Raw genomic sequence first — 21,439 nt, 5'->3', positions numbered from 1 at the left:
CACCCGCACCCGCACCCGCACCCGCACCCGCACCCGCACCCGCACCCGCAGCACCGCACGACTGAACCGAAAGGCACGTTCCCATGGCCGCCCCGCAGTCGACCGGCTCCACCCCCACCCGGACTGCCCCCCGAACCACACTGGGCCGCGCCCTGATGTGGCCCGCCGTGACAGCCGGCGTGGGCGTCCTCCTCATCTACAACTCCTTCGGCTCCTCGGCCGACGACAAACCGCCCGCACCGCCCGCGGCCGTCGCGTCCGCCACGCCCGAGATCCTCGGCTCCCACGCCGCACCCGCCCCGCTCCCCCCGTCACCGACCACCGTCGGCCCGACCATGCCGCGTTCCGTCCCCGAGCGGCTGAGCATCCCGGCCATCGGCGTCAACGCCCCGTTCACCGATCTGTCCCTCGGCGCCAACGGCCAGCTGAACGCGCCGCCCCCCGACGACAACAACCTGGTCGGCTGGTACAAGGACGGCGCCACCCCCGGCGAGCGCGGCGCCTCGATCGTGGCGGGCCACGTGGACACGCTGACCGGCCCGGCCGTGTTCCTCCAGCTCCAGTACCTCAAGCCCGGCGCCAAGGTGGACGTCACCCGCGCCGACGGCTCCGTCGCCACGTTCAAGGTCGACTCCGTCGAGCAGTTCAGCAAGGCGGACTTCCCCGACGAGCGGGTCTACGCCGACACCAACTCCGCCCAGCTGCGCCTGATCACCTGCGGTGGCGCGTACGACAAGACCGCCAAGGACTACAAGGACAACGTGGTGGCCTTCGCCCATCTCGACACCTTCAAGGAGGGCTGAGCCGACGGCGTCCGTCGATGGCCGTCGGCACTTCGGCACAACCATCCGCCGGGGCGCGACGTCGTACGGGGCAGTGCGGAACCTTTTCCGTACTGCCCCGACCGACGTCCCGAGCACCGGAGTTGATCCACGTGCCTGTTCTCTCCCCCCGCCGTCGGCTGGCGATCGCGACCGGTGTCGCCCTGGTCGCGGGAGCCCTCGCCGCGCCCGTGGGTCATGCCGCCGCACAGTCGTCCGTCACCGCCGCACAGTCGTCCGCCCCGGCCGCACAGTCGTCCGTCGCCGCCGCGAGCACGCCGAGCCCCAAGCGGCTGCGCGACGACTTCAACGGCGACGGCTACCCGGACGTCGCCGTCGGCGCCCCCATGGCCACCACCGTCGTCGGTTCGGAGGAGGGCGCGGGTGCCGTGAGCGTCCTGTTCGGCGGCCCCGGCGGCCTGTCCTCCGCCCGCAAGCAGGTGCTGACCTGGCCGGACCGCCCGGGTATCAGCAACCCCCGGGACGCCCGCTACGGCACGGTGCTGCGCAGCGCCGACCTGGACGGCGACGGTTACGCGGATCTCGTCAGCCGCCCCTGGGCGTACCGGGCCAACGGCGAGAAGGGCACGGTGCTGGTCGTCAACTGGGGCGGCCCGTCCGGCCTTTCGAAGAACGCCATGCTCCTGAAGCCCATCCCCGGTGACCAGGCCTACGGCTTCGGTGACCTGAGCGTGGGCGATGTCGACGGTGACGGCATCACCGACATCGCGGTGGACGACGCACGACTCGGCGGCCACATCCTGCACGGCCCGATCGACCGCACCGGCAAGTGGAGCGGGCTCAGTTCGTTCTCGGTCGAGGGCACCGACCTGCTCGACGTCTCGAAGACCGCCGTCGGCGACGTGACCGGCGACGGCGTGGGCGACCTGGTGGTCCTCGGCTTCGCCGAGGACGGCCCGTGGGCGCAGCACACGTACCTGCTGAAGGGCGGCCGCACCGGTTTCGCCGCGCCGGTCGAGATCAAGGACGCGGACGGCGCCGGTGTCGGCGGCGTCAGTGTGGGCATCGCCGACCTGGACAAGGACGGCCACGGGGACGTCGTCATCGGACGCGGCGACGAGTGGTCGCACGCCGACACCCCGGTGAAGAAGGGCGGCGCGCTCTTCGTCTCGTACGGCGGCCCGAAGGGGCAGAGCACCACCCGAAAGCCCGTCTGGATCAACCAGGACACCGAGGGCGTCTCCGGCACGGCCGAGGCCCACGACCTGATGGGCTACAGCCTGGCGCTGGGCGACACGAACGGCGACACCTACCCCGACATCGCCGTGGGCCTGCCCGGCGAGCGGATCAACGGCATCTCCGACGCCGGCCGGGTCCTGGTGTTCAAGGGTGGCCCGAAGGGCGTGAGCGGCGCGGGCACCAAGGAGTTCGGCCAGTACACGGCCGGGGTCCCGGGTGTCGCCGAGGCGGGCGACCAGTTCGGCGAGGCCGTCGCGCTGGGCGACTACGACGGCAACGGCCGTACGGAGATGGTGGTCGGCGCCCCCTCGGAGAACAACAGCAAGGGCGCCCTGTGGATCTTCGGTACGGATGCCACCGGGATCATCGCCAAGGGCTCCGTCTCCTTCGGCGCGGCCACGATCGGCGCCCCGACCAACCAGTCCCGCTTCAGCGAAACACTGACGGACTGAGCAGGTGCTTCGGTCCCTGGCCGTGAGCTGCCCGGACCTGGATGATCCGGGATGTGGGGGGCGTCGGGACGACTCGGCGCCCGCCCCGCAACACCCCCGGACCGACCGGACGAAGAAGCCCGGCAACCGGGGGTCGGCTCCTGATCAGGACCGGCTCGGAGCATCCAGACGCTCGGTCGGCCCGCCGAAAGGCAGGACGAGTGTGCGTGTCGCCATGAGCCAGACGCCGTCGATCCTGCGGAAGGTGTCCTCGTAGTGGCCGATATTCACCGGCGGACGAGGCGGAATCGGCGCACCGTCGGTACAGCCGTCCACTCGGTAGGTCGCGAAGTACGTTGTCGCTGTCGCGATATCCGGCGAGTCGACGGTGACCAGGATGTTCGTGCACATCCGCCGGGACAGGCGGTCCACCGGCCGGGAGCCGAAGTACGCGCGCAAGGCTTCCCGGCCCTCGATCCGGCGCCCGTCATATGGCCATTCCCAGACCCCGTCCGGGGTGAAGAGGTCGCAGACCGTACTCGGATCGCCCAGGTCGAGCCGACGCACGAATTCCAGGACCAGACGCTCGCAGCTGCGTTCCGCGAGAAGACGCTCCATGGAATCAAGATCGTGAGTGGTCATCTCCACTTCCTACCAGCCCAGTTGGTGTCCCCACGATTCCTTTTCGACGCGTCGCCCAAGGGTGTGGCCTCATGCCTGGTGCCGGTGGATGGAGCATCACGCGGCGCGGCATGTCGAAAAACACCTGCCGACGGACCGAAAGCCTGACGGACCGACGCACCACGAGGGGCGGGGACGGCCTTACGGGGCCGCCCCCGCCCCTTCGCCGTTCGGGCGCCATCCCCTGAATCCACACCTTCACCGAACCGATCGCATGACGGGTCAATTGCCTTTCCTCTGGCTTTAGTTGTTGCGCTCAAGTCGATCCCGTACGGCCATCCGTCCACACCTCTTGACGTTCACCGCGCGGCGGCGGAACCATCGGAACCCGTCGAGAGAGCGCTCTCAGAGCGCTCTCGGATCACTGTCCGATCACTCCCGGATCGCTCTCTCGACAGTTCGTCGTGCATCCGAACCACGACTCAGGAGAAGTGTTCCCATGCATGCTCCCCCCACAGCACCCCCACGCCGTCGGATCCGGATTCCCGGACCGGCCGTGATCGCCGCACTCGCCGCCGCGCTGCTCGCCTCCGCCCTCGCCGCCCCGACGGCACACGGCCAGGGCACGCGCCAGGACACTCACCGGAACACGCAGGAGATCGTCGGCGGCGGCGATCTGGGCCCCAACGTCCTGGTCTTCGATCCCTCGACGCCGGACATCCAGGGCAAGGTCGACGAGATCTTCGAGCGACAGGAGTCGGCGCAGTTCGGCGACGGCCGCTACGCGCTGTTCTTCAAGCCGGGCACGTACGACAACATCAACGCGCAGCTCGGCTTCTACACCTCGATCGCCGGGCTGGGGCTGAGCCCGGACGACACCACGTTCAACGGCGACGTGACGGTCGACGCCGGCTGGTTCGACGGGAACGCCACCCAGAACTTCTGGCGCTCGGCGGAGAACCTGGCACTCAACCCGGTGAACGGCACGGACCGTTGGGCGGTCTCGCAGGCCGCGCCGTTCCGCCGGATGCACGTCCGGGGCGGACTGAACCTCGCACCCGACGGCTACGGCTGGGCCAGCGGCGGCTACATCGCCGACAGCAGGATCGACGGCCAGGTCGCACCGTACTCACAACAGCAGTGGTACACCCGGGACAGCTCGGTCGGCGGCTGGAACAACGCCGTCTGGAACATGACGTTCTCCGGCGTCGAGGGCGCGCCCGTGCAGAGCTTCCCGAACCCGCCGTACACCACGCTGGACACCACCCCCGTCTCGCGCGAGAAGCCGTTCCTGTACCTCGACGGCGACGCGTACAAGGTGTTCGTGCCCGCGAAGCGCACCAACGCGCGCGGCACTTCATGGGGCAACGGCGCACCGCAGGGCGAGTCGATACCGCTGGACCGGTTCTACGTGGTGAAGCCCGGCGCGACCGCCGAGACGATCAACGCGGCGGTGGAACAGGGCCTGCACCTGCTGTTCACGCCCGGCATCCACCACGTGGACCGGCCGATCGACATCGACCGCGCCGACACCGTGGTGCTCGGCCTGGGCCTCGCCACGATCGTCCCGGACAACGGCGTCACGGCCATCAGGGTCGGTGACGTGGACGGGGTGAAGCTCGCCGGACTGCTCGTCGACGCCGGTCCCACCAACTCGGACACCCTGGTCGAGGTCGGCCCGGCGGGCGCCTCCGCGCGCCACGCGGACAACCCGACGTCGCTCCAGGACGTGTTCGTACGGGTCGGCGGCGCCGGGGCCGGCCGGACCACCACCGGCATGGTGATCAACAGCAACGACACGATCGTCGACCACACCTGGATCTGGCGCGCCGACCACGGCGAGGGGGTCGGCTGGGAGACCAACCGGGCCGACTACGGCCTCCAGGTCAACGGCGACGGCGTCCTGGCGACCGGCCTGTTCGTCGAGCACTTCAACAAGTACGACGTCCGGTGGTCCGGCGAGAACGGCCGGACGATCTTCTTCCAGAACGAGAAGGCGTACGACGCCCCCGACCAGGCCGCCATCCAGGACGGCGAGATCAAGGGCTTCGCGGCCTACAAGGTCGACGACTCGGTGAACAACCACGAGGGCTGGGGGATGGGCAGCTACTGCTACTTCAACGTGGACCCGACGATCCGCCAGGACCACGGCTTCCAGGCACCGGTGAAGCCGGGCGTGAGGTTCCACGACCTGCTGGTGGTGTCGCTCGGCGGCAAGGGCCAGTACGAGCACGTCATCAACGGAACGGGATCGCCCACCTCGGGCTCGGACACCATTCCGTCGCAGGTGGTGTCGTTCCCGTAGCACGCACAGGAGTGGGGCCCGGTCGTCACGACGACCGGGCCCCGCTCCGTGGTCCGACGCACCGTCACACCGGACGGTCGCCCTTGACCGCCGTCACGAACGGCGTCCAGGCCGAGGCCGCGAAGACGACGGCCGGACCGTGCGGGTTCTTGCTGTCGCGGACGGGGACGCATGCAGTGCAGTCGTCGTTCACTTCGAGGCAGTCGCCGCTGCTGGCACCGCTGTAGCTGGACTTGCGCCAGGCGGACAGGACCGAGGCGTCCTGGACGATGGATTCACCGCGCTTCCTGTTCGTATTCCTCCGCAACCGAACGGATGAGGGCCAGGGACTCCCGGTGCGAGAGCGCATCCCCCAGTGCGTGATCGTAGGCCGCCTGGAAGTCGCGCACTGCCGATGGATTCTCCCAGATCCGCCCCGACTTGAGCCCTTCGGTGTAGGCGATGGGCGGCAGGTCCTGGAACCACATCAGGAAGACCATGCCCTCCATAAGCGCGTGGTAGCCCGCCGAGAACGGCAGGACGTGCACCCGTATGCGTCGCCGCTCCCCGAACTCCACGACACGACGCAACTGTTCGGCCATCAGAGCTGGTCCGCCGATGGGACGGCGCAACGCCGCCTCGTCGAGCAGCACCCACACCACGGGCGATTCGAAGTTGCCGAGGATGCGGGCGCGCTTCAGGCGTGTGACGAGGAGCCTGTCACGTTCCTCTTCACTCTTGAGCGGGAAGCCGGAGCTCAGCACCTCGCGGGCGTATGCCTCCGTCTGGAGCAGACCGGGAATCAGCTTGGGGTCGTAATGCCGAATCACCGTCGCCTGCTTCTCGAACTCCACAACCGCCTCGAAGTACTCGGCGATCTTGTGTTCGTCGTCCAGCATGGGCAGGAACCGCACGAAGAACCCACCCGTGTCCAGCACTTGATCCAGTCGCTCGGCGTCCTCCGGCGAGGGCAGCCGCCGCCCCGCCTCCATATGGGCAAGGTGTGTACGGGACAGGAACGCACGTTGGCTCAGCTGCTCCTGCGTCAACCCCGCCGCCTCCCTGCGGCTGCGTAATTCCTTGCCATACAGGACCCGAGCCTTGGGAATCCCCTCACCGGCCACCGACAACTCCCCCATGTGCGAAGCGCATCGTCACGCTGAAACCTCTGGCGAGCGTAGCCGCAGGCAGCTCACCCTGTGACATGAATCACCCACGCAGAGTGAAGCGAGCCGAGAGGAAGCACCATGGCAACACCCTTCGAGCAGGACGCCTACGTCGCCCACGCCGGTACCGACGTCTACGGCCCCGGCAAGGTCATCGGGGTGGACGGAGCCCTTCGGCGGGTGCGGTTCGTGCATTTCGTGGCGACCATCGACGCGGGCGACCTGCGCGCCGCGTCACCCGAGGAGACGCACGTGATCCAGGCATGGATCCAGCGGAAGCAGGAGCGTTACGGCGGGGAGTGGTGACCGGACGAAGTGACCCTGCGTGCGCGGATGTTCATGTACGGTGACCGATGAAGCGGCCCCCATCGCTGGTTGCACCCGGCGACAAGGGCCTTCACCGTCAGTTCCCGACAGGACAGGAACACGAACGATGCTTCGGCATGTTATCGCGCCCTTGCGCCACTTCTCCCAGATCTCCAACGAGATCCTGCGGCATCCCCGGCTGTCGTCCGACGCCGTCCGCATCCTCACCTGGCAGCTCTCCCTCCCTCCGGGCTCCGAGGAGTCCCTTTCCCGCACCGCCACCCGTGCCGGTATCGGGAAGGGCTCCTTCAACCGGGCCAAGGCCCAGCTCAAGGGGGAGGGATTCGTGCACGAGTGGCGACAGCAGGGGCTGCGCGGCCTCTGGTCCACCGTGCAACTGGTCTCCTCCGTGCCACTGACCGCCGAGGAAGCCCTCGCCGTACGCAACGGGCGTCCGACGGCCGCCATGTGCGACGGCCGTCCGACGGCCGTCTGTCCGGCCGCCGGTGAGCCGAAGGGTCGGGCCGCCGGTCGTCATCCCGAAAAGATCCCTGCGGGAAACACCTCCACCCCTCCCTGCCCTGCGGTTCCCGCTCCCGAACGCGACAGCGAGGCACGGGAGTTGGTCACCGGCATCACGGCCCTGGACCCCCGGCTGACCGTGCCGCGCGGCATGGTCCCGCAGCTCGTCGCGCTCGCCTCCGAGTGGCTGGACCTCGGGCACACCGCCGCCGACGTGCGCGACCGGGTCCGGCGCGGCCTGCCGGGACGCGAACGGGCCATCCACCGTCCGGGCGGCCTCCTGCGGTACCTGCTGAGCGAACCGGATCCCGTGACGCCGCCGGTGACACCTCCCCTGGTGTCTCCGCCGCCCCGCCCGGCCGCGATGCGCGAGTGCGCCGGGCCCCACCACGTGCAGCCGATGCTGTTCGCCCCGGAGGGGGACGAGGAGCTGTGCGCCATGTGCCGGGACGCGTCGCCGGTCGGGGGGTCGGCAGCGGTGGCCGCCACGGCACGCGGCGCAGCCGCCGTACGCGCGGGGCTGTCCGGGCGGCGGACCGCCGCCCGTCACTGACCCGGCCGCTTCGGTTCCCGAGGGCCGCGGTCGATGGCCTTGCCGCAGCGCGACGGCCGCCCCGGTCGAGCCGGGTGCGGCGCGAGGACCACGTCGCGCGGCGCTAGCATCGGCACTCCGCCAACCACTGGAGTTTGCCGCTATGTCGTTGCCGCGTATCGGAGTCGTCATCGTGACCATGGGCACCCGCCCACGGGAACTGGAGGCTCTTCTCACCTCGGTGGAGAAGCAGGACGTGCCGGCGGCGCGCGTGGTACTGATCGGCAACGCGACTCCCCTCACCGATGTGGACGTGGCGGAGAACGTGACCAAGGTCCCCCTCGACGAGAACCTCGGTTGCCCCGGGGGCCGCAACGTCGGTCTGGAGTTGCTGCGCGACTCCGGCGACGTCGATGTCATCGTCGAGCTGGACGACGACGGGCTCCTCATCGACATGGGCGTGTTCCGGAAGGTCCAGGAACTGTTCGCGTCCGACCCGCGGCTCGGGATCATCGGGTTCCGGGTCGCCGACGAGCACGGGCACACCGAACGGCGCTGGATTCCCCGGCTGCGCGCCGACGACCCGATGCGTCGGGGCCTGGTGACGGCGTTCCTCGGCGGCGGGCACGCCTTCTCCGTACCGATGCTCAAGCAGACCGGCCTGTGGGCCGGGGAGTTCTTCTTCGGGCACGAGGAGTCCGACCTGGCATGGCGTGCGCTCGACGAGGGCTGGAAGATCCTCTACGAGCCCGAACTCGTCCTGCAGCACCCGAAGACGTCCCCGGCCCGGCACGCGGTCTACTACCGGTTCACGGCGCGCAACCGCGTATGGCTGGCACGCCGCCGGCTCCCGGTCCCGCTGATCCCGGTCTACCTCGGCGTGTGGACCGGGATCACCATGCTCCGCATGCGCTCCTTGAGCGGCGCGAAGGCGTGGTGGGGCGGCTTCGCCGAGGGCGTACGGACGTCGTGCGGCCCGCGCAAGGCGATGAAGTGGCGCACGGTGTGGCGCATGACCCGCCTGGGCCGCCCCCCGATCCTCTGACCCCTCGGGATGGTCCCGCGCGCGTGACGGGCTCGGACTACCGGGCCCGCGCCGACTCACATGGTGTTGACGATGAGCCCGATGTGAGTGAAGTAGTTCAGTCCGCCGAAGAACAGGAAGGCGAGTCCGGACAACCCCCAGGCGACTCCGATGACCGGGCTCATCCATGTCCTGGGACGCCGCAGCGCGAACGGGAAGAGGACCGCGCCGATGCCGACCAGAACGTACAGCCCTGACATGAAGCTCGCTTCCAGAAGCGGCCACTCCGCGAACTCACCGGAAATGGGCTCCTCCGGCGGGGCGGCGAAGAGGGTGTACTTCCAGCCTGCGGCGGCGATGCCGAAGCAGGCGAGCCCCATTCCGAAGACGAACACGGAAATGGGCGCGGCGATCTGGGCCGTACGGGTGACGCGGTCGTCGCCGAGGAGTTCGGCGCCCCGCTTCCAGAGATAAAAAGCGGCGGCGAGCAGAAATACGCCGAAGGCCAGTGCCGGCTCACCGAAGATGACGTTGTCGAACGGAAAACCCTGCCCGGCGAGCGGCCAGGTCAGGGTCATGTGAAGACCGGTGGTGACGAGGGTGAAGCCGAGGGCACCGAAGGCCAGCGCCCACCCCTCGGGCGCGATGGCGCTCCGGGAGGCGAGGAACTGACGCCCCAGCACCACCAGGAGCAGAAGCCCTGCACCGGCGGCCACGGACATGATCGTGTTGTAGGTCGGCATCCGAGTCCAGTCGACCTTCAGGCCGGATGCGGCGAGGGGCTCGACGTACTGAATCATTCCCGCAGAATAACCCTTTGTTAATCTTTTGCGCTTTATGCACCTTTTGGGCCCGCCGTCGCGAAACCAACCGCTCGCCAGGAGGGCGACCTCGCTCGCCGCCAACTGCAAACACACTCCCGACATCGCCCGGAACCACTCCCACCACGTTTCACCACGTCATAAGCAAGCCAACGTTGACCGATTGACGGTTTGCTGATTGCGCCAGCGACGCCCGGGTTGATAGAGATGACCATGCGAACGACTGTTCGCCGCACGAGGGGTCGACTCGGGAGTTACGGGGACGGGGCGGCCGGTCCGGTACGAGGCGCAGGGGGGCCTCCCCCGCGTGGACGGCGGTCCACGCGAACGCGGTCATCGCACGGACCTCGTCCGCACCCGCCTCCGGGCGGCGTTCGGGCGGGAGTCCGGCGGGGCCCGCGGTGGCGACGGCGGAGTTCCGCAGCCGGTCGAGCGCGTCCGCGGGCACGCCGTCCGGCAGCGGGCCCAGCCCGCGGGCCGCCCGGGCCGCCTGCCGGCCGAGCAGCAGGCAGTGGATCCAGAGCTCCTGCGCGAACTCGCCGCCGAAGGTGCGGGCCACCTCCGCCGCGAGGTCCTTCGGCAGGTGCGCGGCCCGCGCGGCACCGATCGTGTCCTTGGTGAGGCCGGTCGCGGGCAGGGCGTCGCGCCAGCGGTGGTGCCCGCGACCGCCGTCGGCGCCGTGCTCCTGCCCGACGAGCCGGATGTAACCCTCGCCGTACCGCATGTACGGGATCCAGCCCGGCTCCTCCAGGACGCGGCCCCGGGCCAGCAGGGGGGCGGCGTCGGCGGCGAGTTCGCGCAGGAGCTCTGGATCCACTGCCTGCTGCTCGGCCGGCAGGCGGCCCGGGCGGCCCGCGGGCTGGGCCCGCTGCCGGACGGCGTGCCCGCGGACGCGCTCGACCGGCTGCGGAACTCCGCCGTCGCCACCGCGGGCCCCGCCGGACTCCCGCCCGAACGCCGCCCGGAGGCGGGTGCGGACGAGGTCCGTGCGATGACCGCGTTCGCGTGGACCGCCGTCCACGCGGGGGAGGGGCTCGACTGAGATGCGTGCCGGGCCCGGCCTAACGGGCCCGGTCGTCCCCGACCCGGTGCGTGATCCACACCCCCGGCTCCCAGTACGCGGCCAGGTCCCGCGCCCGGTCGACCCGGAGCGTCGAGAGACCGCCGGGGAAGACGTACTCCCCGTCCTCCGGGAAGGCGAGCCCCGTCCAGCTCTCCCACTCGGCGACCGTCCCCGTGATCCGCGAGGAACGCGCGGACGCCGCCGCGAGGGTGCCGCCCGCGCCCACCTGGGTCCGGATCCACGGATCGAACGGGGTCCCGTCGTCCCGGGTCCACGCCGCGTACCGCTCGATCGGCACCAGCGGATACCGCTCCTTCCAGGTGGGACGCACCGGCACCAGGACCGTCGCGAGCCCGGCGCGCCGCGCCGTGTCCGCCATCGCGTCGAGCAGCACCTTGGACAGCCCCCGGCCCTGATGGTCCTCGGCGACCTCGATGCCCAGCGCGCACAGCGCGTCCGGGGCGCGCCCGGCGTCGCGGTCCGCGAAGGCCCGCGCGATCGAGTCGTCCAGCCCCGGGCCGAGGTCCGCCGCGGTGCCGTCCCAGGTGCGGGGCAGCGAGCGGCCGGCACCGGCGATCACGTCGTGCTCGTCGTCGTACAGGAGGAACTGGAACTCCGGGAAGTCGTCGAACAGCCGGTTCCAGTAGTCCCCGTTGATGTCCCCGTGCAGGTTGTACTCGGGCACCACGCCGGCGAACCGCTCGGGGATGCGGTCCCACAGCTCGGGCCGCTCCGAGTGCCGTACCAGGACCGGGCTCACGGAGCCTCCCCGCCGGACGGGACCTCGACGTCCCAGACGACGACGATCGGGAGGCCGTCCCAGGCGGCGCGGGCCGCGTCCGCGATGAACTCCTCGTAACCGCCGGGCGCCAGGCTCCCGTTGAACAACGGCTCGTGGCAGCCGCGCACCCGCAGCCCCGCCCGGCCGAACGCCTCCAGATAACGGCTCGGCAGATGGACGTGGTTGCGGACGAAGGCGAGTTCCTCGGCGCCGTGCACGAAGAGGCACTGGCCCTGGAGCGCGATCACGAACGGGTGCAGGTCCGTGATCACGATCCGCCCGCCCGGCCGCACCACCCGGGCCAGCTCCGCCACGCCGGGAACGAGATCCGGAAGGTGCGTCATGGCCAGCGAGCAGACGGCGAGGTCCACGGAGTCGTCGTCGAGCGGCAGCCGGTCCAGGTGCCCCGCGCGGAACTCGGCCCCCGGGGTGTGCTCGCGGGCCTTCGCGATCATCTGCGGCGACTGGTCGACGCCGATGACCCGGTGCCCGCGAGCGGCCAGCGCCCGGGTCTGCCGGCCGGTGCCGCAGGCGGCGTCGAGCGCCACCCCCGGTTCGAGACCGTCGAGGATCGCGTGGACGACCGGTTCCTCCACCTCGATGTACGAGCTGGGCAGCGAGTCGTACACCGCCGACCAGGACGCGTACCCCGCCGCCGGGTCGAGCTCGCTGACCAGGGCCCCGCCGTCCGGAAGCTTCTCCTCGTCGAGGGCGAAGCGGCGGATGTCGGCCACCCGTTCCCGGAGGAACGCCTCGTCACCGTCCACGGCGTGGCGCAGCAGCGCGAGCCCCTCGATCCCCAGCACCAGTTCCCGTACACGGAATTCACCGCGGAATTCATCGCTCATGCGAGCCCCTCACCGATCGATGGACGGCCGTGCCCTTTTCCGGACAGCGCCCTACCCAACAGTCGTGGCGGAAAGTCCCGGCCCACCCGCCATGTCCGAAAACAGGGGATCGAATGGCCGGTTGATGGTGCCGTTGTCGTCGGTTCGGCGGCTGCCTAGCATGAGCGGCATGATTGAGGGATATCTCGGACGTGAAAGTGTCACCGTCGGCGGGGAAGTGACGTTCCATCTCTCCACCGACGCCCCCCGGTTCCGGCTCCGTTTCTACCGGCTCGGAGAGGAACTCATACCCGTCGGGGAATCCGGGGAGTATCCGGGCGGCCTGCACACCCCGCCCGGCCATCCCGACGAATTACCCGGACGCGCGTCGCCCGCCGACGACTGGAACTGGCCGCCGCTCACCCTGCCCGTACCGGGGGACTGGGAGCCCGGAATCCACCTGGTCGAATTCGTCGAATGCGGCCCGGACCGCCCCGGCGACCCCCCGCTCCTCGACGCGGAGCACATCGAGGGGCACGCCCGGGAGTTCTTCGTCGTGCGCCCCCGCGTCCCCGGCAGCCGCTCCCGCATCCTCTACAAGAAGTCCACCTTCACCCGGCACGCCTACAACCGCTCCGACCGGCCCGGTCTGGAACGCGCCGTCAGCCTCTACGACCACCCCGTCCACCGGGTCGGGAACGGCGACGAACCCCGAGGTCACAAGGTCAGCCTCCACCGTCCCGGGGGCGTGATCGACCTCGCCTACTGGGACGCGCCCTTCATCGCCTGGCTTGAACGCCACGGCTACCCCGTCGAGTACTGCACCGACCTCGACCTGCACGAGGACCCCGGCCTGCTCGCCTCCTACGACCTGCTCCTCAGCGTCGGCCACGACGAGTACTGGAGCGCCGCGATGCGCACCCACGCGGAGCGGTTCGTGGCCGACGGCGGGAACATCGCCTTTCTCAGCGCCAACACCTGCTGGTGGCGGGTGCACCCGACGGACGGGAACACCGCTTTCGTCTCCGACACCGATCATCACGTCGGCGACGAATACCCCCATCTGCCGGCCACCGACCAGTGGTGGGTGCCCGCGCCCGACGGAGTCGGAAATCCCGAGAACACGCTCACCGGAGTGAGTTTCCGGAACGGCGGAATGTGGCCCGCCACCGAATGGCCCGGCGACCGCCCCCGCGTCGGATACACCGTGCAGCACGCCGACCACTGGATCTACGAGGGCACCGGATTGCGCGACGGATCCGACGGGGGAACGGCGGACCGGCTGGGGGCGGGGACCCCCCTCATCGGATACGAATGCGACGGTGCCGCGTTCTCCTGCGACGCGGATGGAATCGCCCGTGCCACCGGCGAGGACGGAACGCCGAAATCATTCCTCATTCTCGGAATTCACGTCCTCGAACCGGTGCACGAGGATTTCCATCACTTCAAATGGGGCCACTGGAACGGCCCCGCGCGCGAACCGACCATCAGCAGCCCCCGGGCCGCCACCATGGGCCTCCACACCGCCGACGGCGGCGGCACCGTCTTCACCGCGGGCACCACCGACTGGCCCGTGGTCTGCGGACACGAACAGGATCCGGCCGTCGGCCGCGTCACCCGCAACCTCCTCGACCGGCTCCGCCACCGGAGCCCGCGGCCCGGACGAGCTCGTCCAGACCGGTGATCCGCACCACCCCCTCGGGCAGGGGCGGTGCGAGACCCTCCACCGCCCGGTCGGGCCGCCACAGGTGCGCCGCCCGCATCCCCGCCGCCAGCGGACCGAGCACGTCGGGCACCCACATGTCCCCGACGAACAGCACCCGGTCCGCCGGCAGCGCGCAACGCTCGACCAGCGTGCGGTAGATCAGCGGATGCGGCTTGCGGGCCCCCGCCCGCGCGGAGCCCACCACCACGTCCACGGCCCCGCCGATCCCCACCGCCCCGACGCAGTCCTCCAGGTTCCAGAACCAGTTGGAGCACACCCCGATCAGCAGGCCCCGCTCCCGCAACCGCGCGAGCACCCCGGGCACGTCCGGATAGAGCTCCAGCCGGACCGCCTTCATCGCCCGGTCGAGCTCGGCGACCAGACCGTCGAGCTCGGCCTCCGGCACACCGCAGGCCCGCGCCCGGCGCCGCAGCCGGTCGCGTTCCCACGTCACGTACGCCGTCTCGTCGACCGAGTGCGCCGCGTGCTCCTCGCCCTCGCCGGGGCCCACCGACCACTGGTCGCCCCAGAGCTCGCCCTGCGCCGCCAGACCCCGGCGGGCGAAGATGCCGCGGTGGTCCGGCGGCAACGGCTCCACCATCCGCACGAGCGTCCCGTAGAAGTCGAGGACGACCGCACGGGTCTCGTCCGTCACCACCACGGAATCCGCCTAGAACCGGCCGTACCGGTGCGGGAAGTAGTCCTCCAGGGTGCCGTCCCGCTCGATGTCGACGGTCGCGCAGTGCAGCCCGCCGCCGAACGGCCCGACCGCCCGGAACGGCACCGGCACGATCTCGAACCCGTACGAGGACAACTGCTCGGCGAGCCGCACCTCCTTCTCCTCCACGCACAGGGTGTTCTGATCGAGGTTCAGCATGTTCCCGGCGAGCCACGGGCTGCAGAAGGACAGCTTCGGCGGGTGGTCCCAGCTGGCCGGCTGCACGGCCTCCACGATCTCCCAGTCGTTGAGCTTGAAGAACTCCATCAGCTCGGCGTCCGCGAGCCGCTCCCCGCAGTGCAGCACCAGACCGGGCCGCAGTGGCACCCAGGTCGCGTCGATGTGCAGCGGATGCGTGTTGGTCGAGGTCACCGCGTGCACCCGGTGGTCGGGGAAGTGGCGGCGCAGCCACTCGTAGCCGCTCCTGTTGGTGACGAACGACAGCTGCACGAAGAGGTCCTTGCCGAACCGCGCCACGTCCGCCGCGTCGAAGAGCGGCTCCGCCTCGGTGAGCACCAGGTCGTAGTCACGGACCCGGGCCAACTGCTCCTCGGTCGACAGGTCGTTGTACGTGTCCCAGAACCCGGTCCGGTACGAGGCGTCCGTGAGCCGCGGCTTGGGCGCGGCCTCCCAGCGCATCCGGTCGTCGGAGTCGAACAGGTTCTGCAGCACCGGCCGGTAGCACAGGTACTCGAACCAGCGGCTGCGGTACGACATGGTCGCTTCGAGGACCTCGTTGCCGACCGTGAGCAGCAGGTCCCGGGGCGGCATGCAGCCGAACATCGAGTCGTGCGCCCACTCCGGGGTGGACACCTCCCGGGTGAAGTCGATCGGGGTGGGACGGTCCACACGGATGCCGCGCCGCCGGAGCATCTCGGCGAAGTCGTCGAGCTGCTGCTCGGCCTCGGCCACCATGTCCGCGGGCATGGGGCCGTACGTCCCCAACGGGAAGCCGTCGTCGGGATAGTCGCGGCGCACCGCGTGCTCGGGGGCCTGCACCACGGTGCCCTCCGCGCGGCCGACGATCACATGCCTCAGCGGGTCCCATCCGTTCCAGGCGTTGACCCGCACGGGGCGCTCGGAGCCGGCGGGGGCGGAGATGTCGGACGCGGGGGTGCTCTGCTCGGTCACGTACAAGCCCTTCGATCGGGGTCGTGGAGTGCCGCAGGGGCCCAAACTGCGGGTACCGCGCCGTCACCGTCAAGAGCGACCCGGCTACCCGACGTGTCATTCACGTCAATGTGGCCCGAGTGCGACCCCGTCCCTTTCGTCACCGGGTGGCATCGACGCAGCGCAACGGGTGAACGCTGGGCCCTTCGTGGGAAGCACACCGCCGTCTTCCGGCCGAAACTCCGTGTCGTGGCGGAGAGCAGTGATCCGCGGGGTAGTGAGAAGACCGTCACCGAAGCCCGTACGTCTTGACGAATCCCGCACGGAGGAACCCATGACACTGCGTCTGCCCCGCCGATCCGGGATTCTGGGAGCCCTGTTGCTGCTCGCGGTGGCGGGGTGCGGTTCGGGAGGCGGGGACGGACGGGCGGACGGCGACCTGACGGTGTGGCTGACCGTGGACGCCCGCGAGAGCTGGCCCGAGATGGTCGCCGCCGCCAACGCCAGGTTCGCGAAGCAGCACCCGGGCGTGAAGGTCGAGGTCCAGTACCAGCAGTGGACGACGAAGAACCAGAAGCTCGACGCCGTCCTCGCGGGCCGGAACGTGCCCGACGTGGTCGAGATGGGCAACAGCGAGACCACCAACTACCTCGTCAACGGCGCCTTCGCACCGCTGGACCCGAAGACCTTCGACCGGTCCGGCCAGTGGCTGCCCGCCCTCGCCGACGCCTGTCGCCTCGACGGCGAGACGTACTGCGTGCCGTACTACGCGGGAGCGCGCGTCGGTGTCTACCGCACCGACTACTTCGAGGAAATCGGCATCGCCCGCGCCCCGCGCACCTATCCCGAGCTGATCTCCGCCCTCGACCGGCTCAAGAAGAAGTACGGCGCCGAGGACCCCGGCTTCTCGGCCTTCTACATGCCCGGCCGCTACTGGTCCGCCGCCATGGGCTTCGTCAAGGACGCGGGCGGCGAGATGGCGGTGGAGAAGAACGGCCGCTGGCAGGGCGCCCTCTCCTCGCCGAAGTCCGTCGCCGGACTCACCACCTGGAAGAAGCTCCTGGACGACTACTACGTCGGCGACCGGGCGAAGGACAACGGCGACCAGCCGGGCGTCGTCGGACAGGGCAAGGTCGGCGTCTTCTACGGCAACACCTGGGAGGCCCAGGCCGCCGCCGACCCCCGCTCCGGGGGCGACCCGGCACTCGAGGGCAAGTTCGCCACCTTCGCCTTCCCCGGCCCCTCCGGGCAACTGCTCCCGCCGTTCCTCGGCGGCTCCACCCTGGCCGTGCCCGCCAAGTCGCGGAACCAGAAGCTGGCCGCCGACTGGATCCGCATCTTCACCGACAGCAAGTCGCAGCAGAAGCTGATCGACGCCAACACCCTCCCGAACAACACCGTGCAACTCGCCGACGTCGCCGCCGGAGGCATAAACGGTCCTGCGGCCCAGGCCGCCACGCGCGGCTGGGTCACCCCGCTCGCCCCCGGCTGGACCTCGGTGGAGAAGTCCAACGTCCTGCCCGAGATGCTGGAACGCATCGCCACCGGAAAGGCGTCCGTGCGGGACGCCGCACGCGAGGCGGACCGCAGGATCGACGCAGTGATCAATGAGCGCTGATCCGGCCGGCCGAAGGCCACGCCCCCGTCTGCCCTACCTGCTGATCGCCCCGGCCCTCCTCGCCCTCGTCGTGGTCCTGGCCTATCCGCTGGTCGACATGGTGACCCTGGCCTTCCAGGACATGACCCGCAAGGAGCTGTTCAGCGGAGAGTCACCGCCCTGGGCCGGTCTCGCGCAGTTCCGGACGATCCTCGGCGACGGGTTCTTCTGGACGGTGGTGGCCCGCACGGCCCTGTTCACCGCCGTCTGCGTCACCCTCACCATGCTGCTCGGCCTGCTGATCGCCCTGCTGATGCGACGGACCTCGCCATGGGTGCGGGCCGTCCTCTGCGGTGTGCTCGTCGCCGTGTGGGCGATGCCGGTGATGGTCGCCGCGGCCATCTTCCGCTGGCTCTTCGACGCGGACTACGGCCTCGTCAACTGGCTCCTGACGACGCTGCCCGGCATCGACCTCGCCCGCCACAACTGGTTCACCGACCCCTGGCAGGGCTTCGCCGTCATCACCGGGGTCGTCGTCTGGGGCGCGCTGCCGTTCGCCGCCGTCAGCCTGCACGCGGCACTCGCCCAGATCCCGCCGGAACTGGAGGAGTCCGCCCTCATCGACGGCGCCCGTCCGTCCCAGGTCTTCCGGTACGTCACCTTCCCCTCGATCAAACCCCTCTTCGTGATGGTCACCACCCTGATGGCGATCTGGGACTTCGGCGTCTTCAACCAGATCTGGCTGATGCGCGGCGGCCAGCCGGAACGCGAGTACTACCTGCTCGGCGTCTACTCCTTCATCGAGTCGTTCGCCGTCAACCGCTACAGCACCGGAGCCGCGATCGCCCTGGTCACCGTCATCCTGCTGCTCGCCGGCGCCGTCGTGTACCTGCGGCAGATGCTGAGACTGGGGGAGGCCGAATGAGCCCGGTACGAAAAAGGCGCGGGACGAGGACCGGGCGGCGCTCCCGGCGCCGGTACGACCTCCTCGGCCTCCTCGTGGCCGCCGTCATCGGCTTCCCCGTCTACTGGATGGTCCTCACCGCGTTCCGGCCCGCGACCGAGATCCTCAGCCTGCCGCCCGAGTTCTGGCCGAGCAGCCCCACCCTCGACAACTTCGCCCGCGCGATGGGCACGGAGACCTTCTGGCCCAACGTCCGCTCCAGCGCCGTCATCGGCCTGGGCACCGTCCTGGTCTCCCTCCTGGTCGGCACCCTCGCCGCGTTCGCCCTGGCCCGCTTCCGCTTCGCCGGCCGCAAGGCGTTCGTCGTCGTCGTCCTGACCGTCCAGATGATCCCGCTCGCCGCCCTCGTCATCCCCGTCTACCTGCTGCTCAACGACGCCGGCCTCACCGACAGCCTCGGCGGCGTGATCCTCGTCTACCTCGTCTTCACCCTGCCGTTCACCGTGTGGATGCTGCGCGGCTTCATCTCCGCGATCCCGGTGGAACTGGAGGAGGCGGCGATGGTCGACGGCTGCGGCCGGCTCGGCGCCTTCGTCCGCGTCGTCCTGCCGCTGCTCGCCCCCGGCCTCGTCGCCACCTCCGTCTTCGCGATGGTGCAGGCATGGAACGAGTACGTCCTCGTCTACGTCCTGCTGTCCACTCCGGAGAAGCAGACCCTCAGCATCTGGCTGGTCTCCTTCCAGACCAGCTTCGGCACCGACTACGGCGGGCTGATGGCGGGCGCCACACTCACCGCCCTGCCCGTCGTCGTCTTCTTCCTGGCCGTCCAGCGCAAGATCGCCGCGGGCCTGGCCACCGGAGCGGTCAAGGGCTGAGCGACGCCCGGCCGGGACCGGTACGCCCCGCCGCCGACACCCCGTACATCCCGCAGAGGAGAGCCCCGTGACGCACGACCGCCTCGACCTCGTCTCCAAGCTGTACCAGCCCACCGGCTGGCCCCGGATCCTCAAGGCCGCCGCCGGCGAACCCTCCAGCGCCCCGCTCGTCGTGGACCTCGACCCGACCACCTTCTGCGACCTGGCCTGCCCCGAGTGCATCAGCGGAAAGCTCCTCAACCAGAGCCGCTTCACCCCCGAGCGGCTCGCCGCCCTTGCCGAGGAACTCGTCGCCATGTCCGTACGGGCGGTGGTCCTCATAGGCGGCGGGGAACCCCTCGCCCATCGCGGCACCCGCAAGGTCTTACGCATCCTCGGCGAGGCGGGCCTGGCCGTCGGAGTCGTCACCAACGGCACGATGATCCGGCAGAACCTCGCCGAGCTCGCCCGCTACGCCACCTGGGTCCGGGTCTCCGTCGACGCCGGCACCGCCGACACGTACGGACTGTTCCGGCCCGACCGCAAGGGCCGCAGCGTCTTCGACAAGGTCATCGAGAACATGCGGCTGCTCGCCGCCGAGAAGACCGGAGCGCTCGGCTACTCCTTCCTCGTGATGTCACGCCGGGAACCCGGCGGGGAGACCGTCACCAACCACCACGAGGTGCTGCGCGCCGCCGAACTCGCCCACGACATCGGCTGCGACTACTTCGAGACCAAGGCCATGTTCGACGACGACCACCACATCGTGCAGGTGCCCGGCGCGATGCTGGAATCCGTCGACCGCCAGCTCGCCGAGGCCGCCCGGCTGGAGAGCGAGAGCTTCCAGCTCGTCAACTCCTCCACCCTCACCTCGCTGCGCGGCCACGTGGGCCCCGTACAGCCCAAGGATTACGACCGCTGCCGGGTCGCCGAACTCCGCACCCTCATCACACCCTCCGGGGTGTACGTGTGCTCCTACCACCGGGGCAACCCGCTCGCGAGGATCGGCGACGCCGTCACCGACGACCTCGCCGACATCTGGCGGGACGCGGACCGCCGGGGAATCGTCGACCCGAGCAGGGACTGCCGGTTCCACTGCGCACGCCACCGCTCCAACCTGGAGCTGGAACGCATCGCCCGCGGAACCGGCGAGCCCCCGCTCACCCAGGACTACGACCCCTTCATCTGACCGCCCGCCACCGGCACCGGCCCCCGCCGGGCGCCCGGGGCCGCCGCGGTGGGCACGACCCGGGCACCCGGATGGGAGACCCCCAGCGCCCGCGCGAGGCGCTCCACCGTCCCCGCCACCTCGTCCACCGGGCAGACGCCGACCAGCGCACCGCCTCCGCCGGCCCCGCTGAGCTTCAGCGGCAGGCCGGCGGAACGCAGCGCGACCGCCCGCAACTCCTCCAGCAGCGGCGTCGACATCCCCTGGTGGTCCCGCATGGCGGCATGGGCATCGGACATCGCGGCCCCGAGCGCCGCCAGGTCCCGGCCGCGCAACGCCTCCCACACCCGGCCCGACGCCTCGTCGGCCGCGGACCGGTAGGCGGCCAGCGCGGGATCACCGGACGCGAGCTGCGCCCGCACGTCCCGGATGTGGTGCCCGGTGTCCTTGCGGGTGCCGGAATCCACGACGACCACCCGCCACCGCTCGGGGAACTCCAGCCGGTCCCACACCTCCGGCAGCCCCTGCTCGCGGCCGTCGAGGAGCAGCGCACCGCCCTCGACGACCGCGAGATGGTCCATGCCGCCACCGTTGAAGACGGCGAACTCGAACTCGTACGCCCACTGCGTGATCGTGGCGTCGGAGAGCCGCCGCCCGGGGAGGGCGGCGTCCGCGAACGCCCGGAACAGCGCCACGATCCGGGCCGTGGACGAGGACAGACCGCTCGCCGAGGGCGCCTGGCTGCGCACCGCGACGGCGGGCGGGCGCGGGGCGAGCCCGGCCAGCCGCGCGCGCAGGAACGCCCACACCTCCCGCTGCCAGCCGTCCTCGGCCCCGTCGTCGGGCGGGTCGGCGGGACGGACCTCCACGGTCGTCATCAGACCGAGCGCGAGGCTCACCGAGCGGCCACCGCCGAGCCAGTCCAGGTCCTCACCGGACAGGCAGGCCCGGCAGGGCACCACCGCGCGTATCGGGTACATGGCG

General features: G+C 70.4%; 22 protein-coding genes. 12 read left to right on the top strand and 10 right to left on the bottom strand.

The features are described from left to right. The first annotated feature begins 83 nt into the window (after positions 1-83). Positions 84-803: a class F sortase gene (locus EAO76_RS13350; protein WP_148836135.1), complete on the top strand. Its 720-nt coding sequence runs from the start codon at positions 84-86 to the stop codon at positions 801-803. Between the two features lie 131 nt (positions 804-934). Beyond that, positions 935-2,473, top strand: coding sequence for an FG-GAP-like repeat-containing protein (locus tag EAO76_RS13345; protein WP_187438594.1), 1,539 nt, complete (start codon positions 935-937; stop codon positions 2,471-2,473). 144 nt (positions 2,474-2,617) lie between these two features. On the opposite strand, the gene EAO76_RS13340 is transcribed toward EAO76_RS13345, so the two are convergent. Next, positions 2,618-3,094, bottom strand: a complete 477-nt coding sequence (locus EAO76_RS13340) for a nuclear transport factor 2 family protein (protein ID WP_148836133.1) — start codon at positions 3,092-3,094, stop codon at positions 2,618-2,620. A 478-nt stretch (positions 3,095-3,572) separates the two neighbouring features. On the opposite strand from EAO76_RS13340, the gene EAO76_RS13335 reads away from it, so the two are divergent. Further along, positions 3,573-5,378, top strand: coding sequence for a coagulation factor 5/8 type domain-containing protein (locus EAO76_RS13335; RefSeq protein ID WP_148836132.1), 1,806 nt, complete (start codon positions 3,573-3,575; stop codon positions 5,376-5,378). Positions 5,379-5,442: 64 nt separating this feature from the next. Here the strand turns inward: EAO76_RS13335 and EAO76_RS13330 are convergent, their stop codons facing one another. Together EAO76_RS13330 and EAO76_RS13325 are read right to left on the bottom strand one after the other, a co-directional pair. Next, positions 5,443-5,685 carry a DUF397 domain-containing protein gene (locus EAO76_RS13330; RefSeq protein ID WP_376447841.1) on the bottom strand — a complete coding sequence of 81 codons (243 nt, stop codon included), beginning with the start codon at positions 5,683-5,685 and terminating at the stop codon, positions 5,443-5,445. After that, the gene (locus EAO76_RS13325; RefSeq protein WP_148836130.1) at positions 5,654-6,496 is read right to left on the bottom strand and encodes a helix-turn-helix transcriptional regulator; all 843 of its coding nucleotides are present in this window, start codon (positions 6,494-6,496) and stop codon (positions 5,654-5,656) included. The genes EAO76_RS13330 and EAO76_RS13325 overlap by 32 nt, the downstream gene beginning before the upstream one ends. A 108-nt stretch (positions 6,497-6,604) precedes the next feature. Between EAO76_RS13325 and EAO76_RS13320 the strand changes: the two genes are divergently transcribed. The 3 genes from EAO76_RS13320 (at position 6,605) to EAO76_RS13310 (ending at position 8,928) form a co-directional block, all read left to right on the top strand. Beyond that, the gene (locus tag EAO76_RS13320) at positions 6,605-6,829 is read left to right on the top strand and encodes a hypothetical protein (protein WP_148836129.1); all 225 of its coding nucleotides are present in this window, start codon (positions 6,605-6,607) and stop codon (positions 6,827-6,829) included. 127 nt (positions 6,830-6,956) lie between these two features. Then, complete coding sequence (locus tag EAO76_RS13315) at positions 6,957-7,904, top strand: hypothetical protein (protein WP_187438593.1); 948 nt, start codon at positions 6,957-6,959, stop codon at positions 7,902-7,904. A gap of 142 nt (positions 7,905-8,046) precedes the next feature. Further along, a complete protein-coding gene (locus tag EAO76_RS13310; protein WP_148836128.1) occupies positions 8,047-8,928 on the top strand; it encodes a glycosyltransferase family 2 protein in 882 nt (293 codons plus the stop codon). 56 nt (positions 8,929-8,984) lie between these two features. On the opposite strand, the gene EAO76_RS13305 is transcribed toward EAO76_RS13310, so the two are convergent. Together EAO76_RS13305 and EAO76_RS13300 are read right to left on the bottom strand one after the other, a co-directional pair. After that, entirely contained in the window at positions 8,985-9,707 is a 723-nt protein-coding gene (locus EAO76_RS13305; RefSeq protein WP_148836127.1) for a DUF981 family protein, read from the bottom strand. A 151-nt stretch (positions 9,708-9,858) separates the two neighbouring features. Beyond that, positions 9,859-10,545 carry a hypothetical protein gene (locus tag EAO76_RS13300; RefSeq protein WP_187438592.1) on the bottom strand — a complete coding sequence of 229 codons (687 nt, stop codon included), beginning with the start codon at positions 10,543-10,545 and terminating at the stop codon, positions 9,859-9,861. Positions 10,546-10,608: 63 nt separating this feature from the next. Here EAO76_RS13300 and EAO76_RS44495 point away from each other — a divergent pair, with 63 nt between their 5' ends. Beyond that, a complete protein-coding gene (locus EAO76_RS44495; RefSeq protein WP_187438591.1) occupies positions 10,609-10,770 on the top strand; it encodes a hypothetical protein in 162 nt (53 codons plus the stop codon). Positions 10,771-10,789: 19 nt separating this feature from the next. Here EAO76_RS44495 and EAO76_RS13290 read toward each other — a convergent pair whose 3' ends face one another. Both EAO76_RS13290 and EAO76_RS13285 read right to left on the bottom strand, forming a co-directional pair. Then, on the bottom strand, positions 10,790-11,551 hold the full coding sequence (locus tag EAO76_RS13290; protein ID WP_148836126.1) for a GNAT family N-acetyltransferase: 762 nt from the start codon (positions 11,549-11,551) through the stop codon (positions 10,790-10,792). Then, positions 11,548-12,420, bottom strand: a complete 873-nt coding sequence (locus EAO76_RS13285; RefSeq protein WP_187438590.1) for a class I SAM-dependent methyltransferase — start codon at positions 12,418-12,420, stop codon at positions 11,548-11,550. Before EAO76_RS13285 ends, EAO76_RS13290 begins: the two co-directional genes overlap by 4 nt. A gap of 169 nt (positions 12,421-12,589) precedes the next feature. On the opposite strand from EAO76_RS13285, the gene EAO76_RS13280 reads away from it, so the two are divergent. Further along, the gene (locus EAO76_RS13280) at positions 12,590-14,083 is read left to right on the top strand and encodes a N,N-dimethylformamidase beta subunit family domain-containing protein (RefSeq protein ID WP_262375438.1); all 1,494 of its coding nucleotides are present in this window, start codon (positions 12,590-12,592) and stop codon (positions 14,081-14,083) included. On the opposite strand, the gene EAO76_RS13275 is transcribed toward EAO76_RS13280, so the two are convergent. Together EAO76_RS13275 and EAO76_RS13270 are read right to left on the bottom strand one after the other, a co-directional pair. Next, positions 14,013-14,765: an HAD family hydrolase gene (locus EAO76_RS13275; protein WP_262375437.1), complete on the bottom strand. Its 753-nt coding sequence runs from the start codon at positions 14,763-14,765 to the stop codon at positions 14,013-14,015. The genes EAO76_RS13280 and EAO76_RS13275 overlap by 71 nt on opposite strands. A gap of 9 nt (positions 14,766-14,774) precedes the next feature. After that, positions 14,775-15,953: a serine/threonine protein kinase gene (locus EAO76_RS13270; protein ID WP_262375436.1), complete on the bottom strand. Its 1,179-nt coding sequence runs from the start codon at positions 15,951-15,953 to the stop codon at positions 14,775-14,777. Positions 15,954-16,266: 313 nt separating this feature from the next. Here EAO76_RS13270 and EAO76_RS13265 point away from each other — a divergent pair, with 313 nt between their 5' ends. The 4 genes from EAO76_RS13265 to EAO76_RS13250 all read left to right on the top strand — a co-directional run bounded on the left by EAO76_RS13265 (position 16,267) and on the right by EAO76_RS13250 (position 20,476). Continuing rightward, positions 16,267-17,550, top strand: coding sequence for an extracellular solute-binding protein (locus EAO76_RS13265; RefSeq protein WP_148836124.1), 1,284 nt, complete (start codon positions 16,267-16,269; stop codon positions 17,548-17,550). Continuing rightward, positions 17,540-18,454, top strand: coding sequence for a carbohydrate ABC transporter permease (locus EAO76_RS13260; protein WP_148836123.1), 915 nt, complete (start codon positions 17,540-17,542; stop codon positions 18,452-18,454). Before EAO76_RS13265 ends, EAO76_RS13260 begins: the two co-directional genes overlap by 11 nt. Further along, a complete protein-coding gene (locus tag EAO76_RS13255; protein ID WP_187438589.1) occupies positions 18,451-19,308 on the top strand; it encodes a carbohydrate ABC transporter permease in 858 nt (285 codons plus the stop codon). Before EAO76_RS13260 ends, EAO76_RS13255 begins: the two co-directional genes overlap by 4 nt. Before the next feature lie 67 nt (positions 19,309-19,375). Beyond that, the gene (locus tag EAO76_RS13250; protein WP_148836122.1) at positions 19,376-20,476 is read left to right on the top strand and encodes a radical SAM protein; all 1,101 of its coding nucleotides are present in this window, start codon (positions 19,376-19,378) and stop codon (positions 20,474-20,476) included. Here the strand turns inward: EAO76_RS13250 and EAO76_RS13245 are convergent. Further along, positions 20,458-21,435 (bottom strand): mevalonate kinase, encoded by a 978-nt coding sequence (locus EAO76_RS13245; RefSeq protein ID WP_148836121.1) that lies wholly within the window; start codon positions 21,433-21,435, stop codon positions 20,458-20,460. The genes EAO76_RS13250 and EAO76_RS13245 overlap by 19 nt on opposite strands. Between the last annotated feature and the right edge of the window lie 4 nt (positions 21,436-21,439).

Origin of the sequence: Streptomyces sp. sk2.1 (genome assembly GCF_008120935.1) — a bacterium.
In the GTDB taxonomy this organism is placed as follows: domain Bacteria; phylum Actinomycetota; class Actinomycetes; order Streptomycetales; family Streptomycetaceae; genus Streptomyces.
The sequence above is the reverse complement of the archived record's forward strand: the minus strand, read 5'-3'. Positions and strand labels throughout refer to the sequence as shown.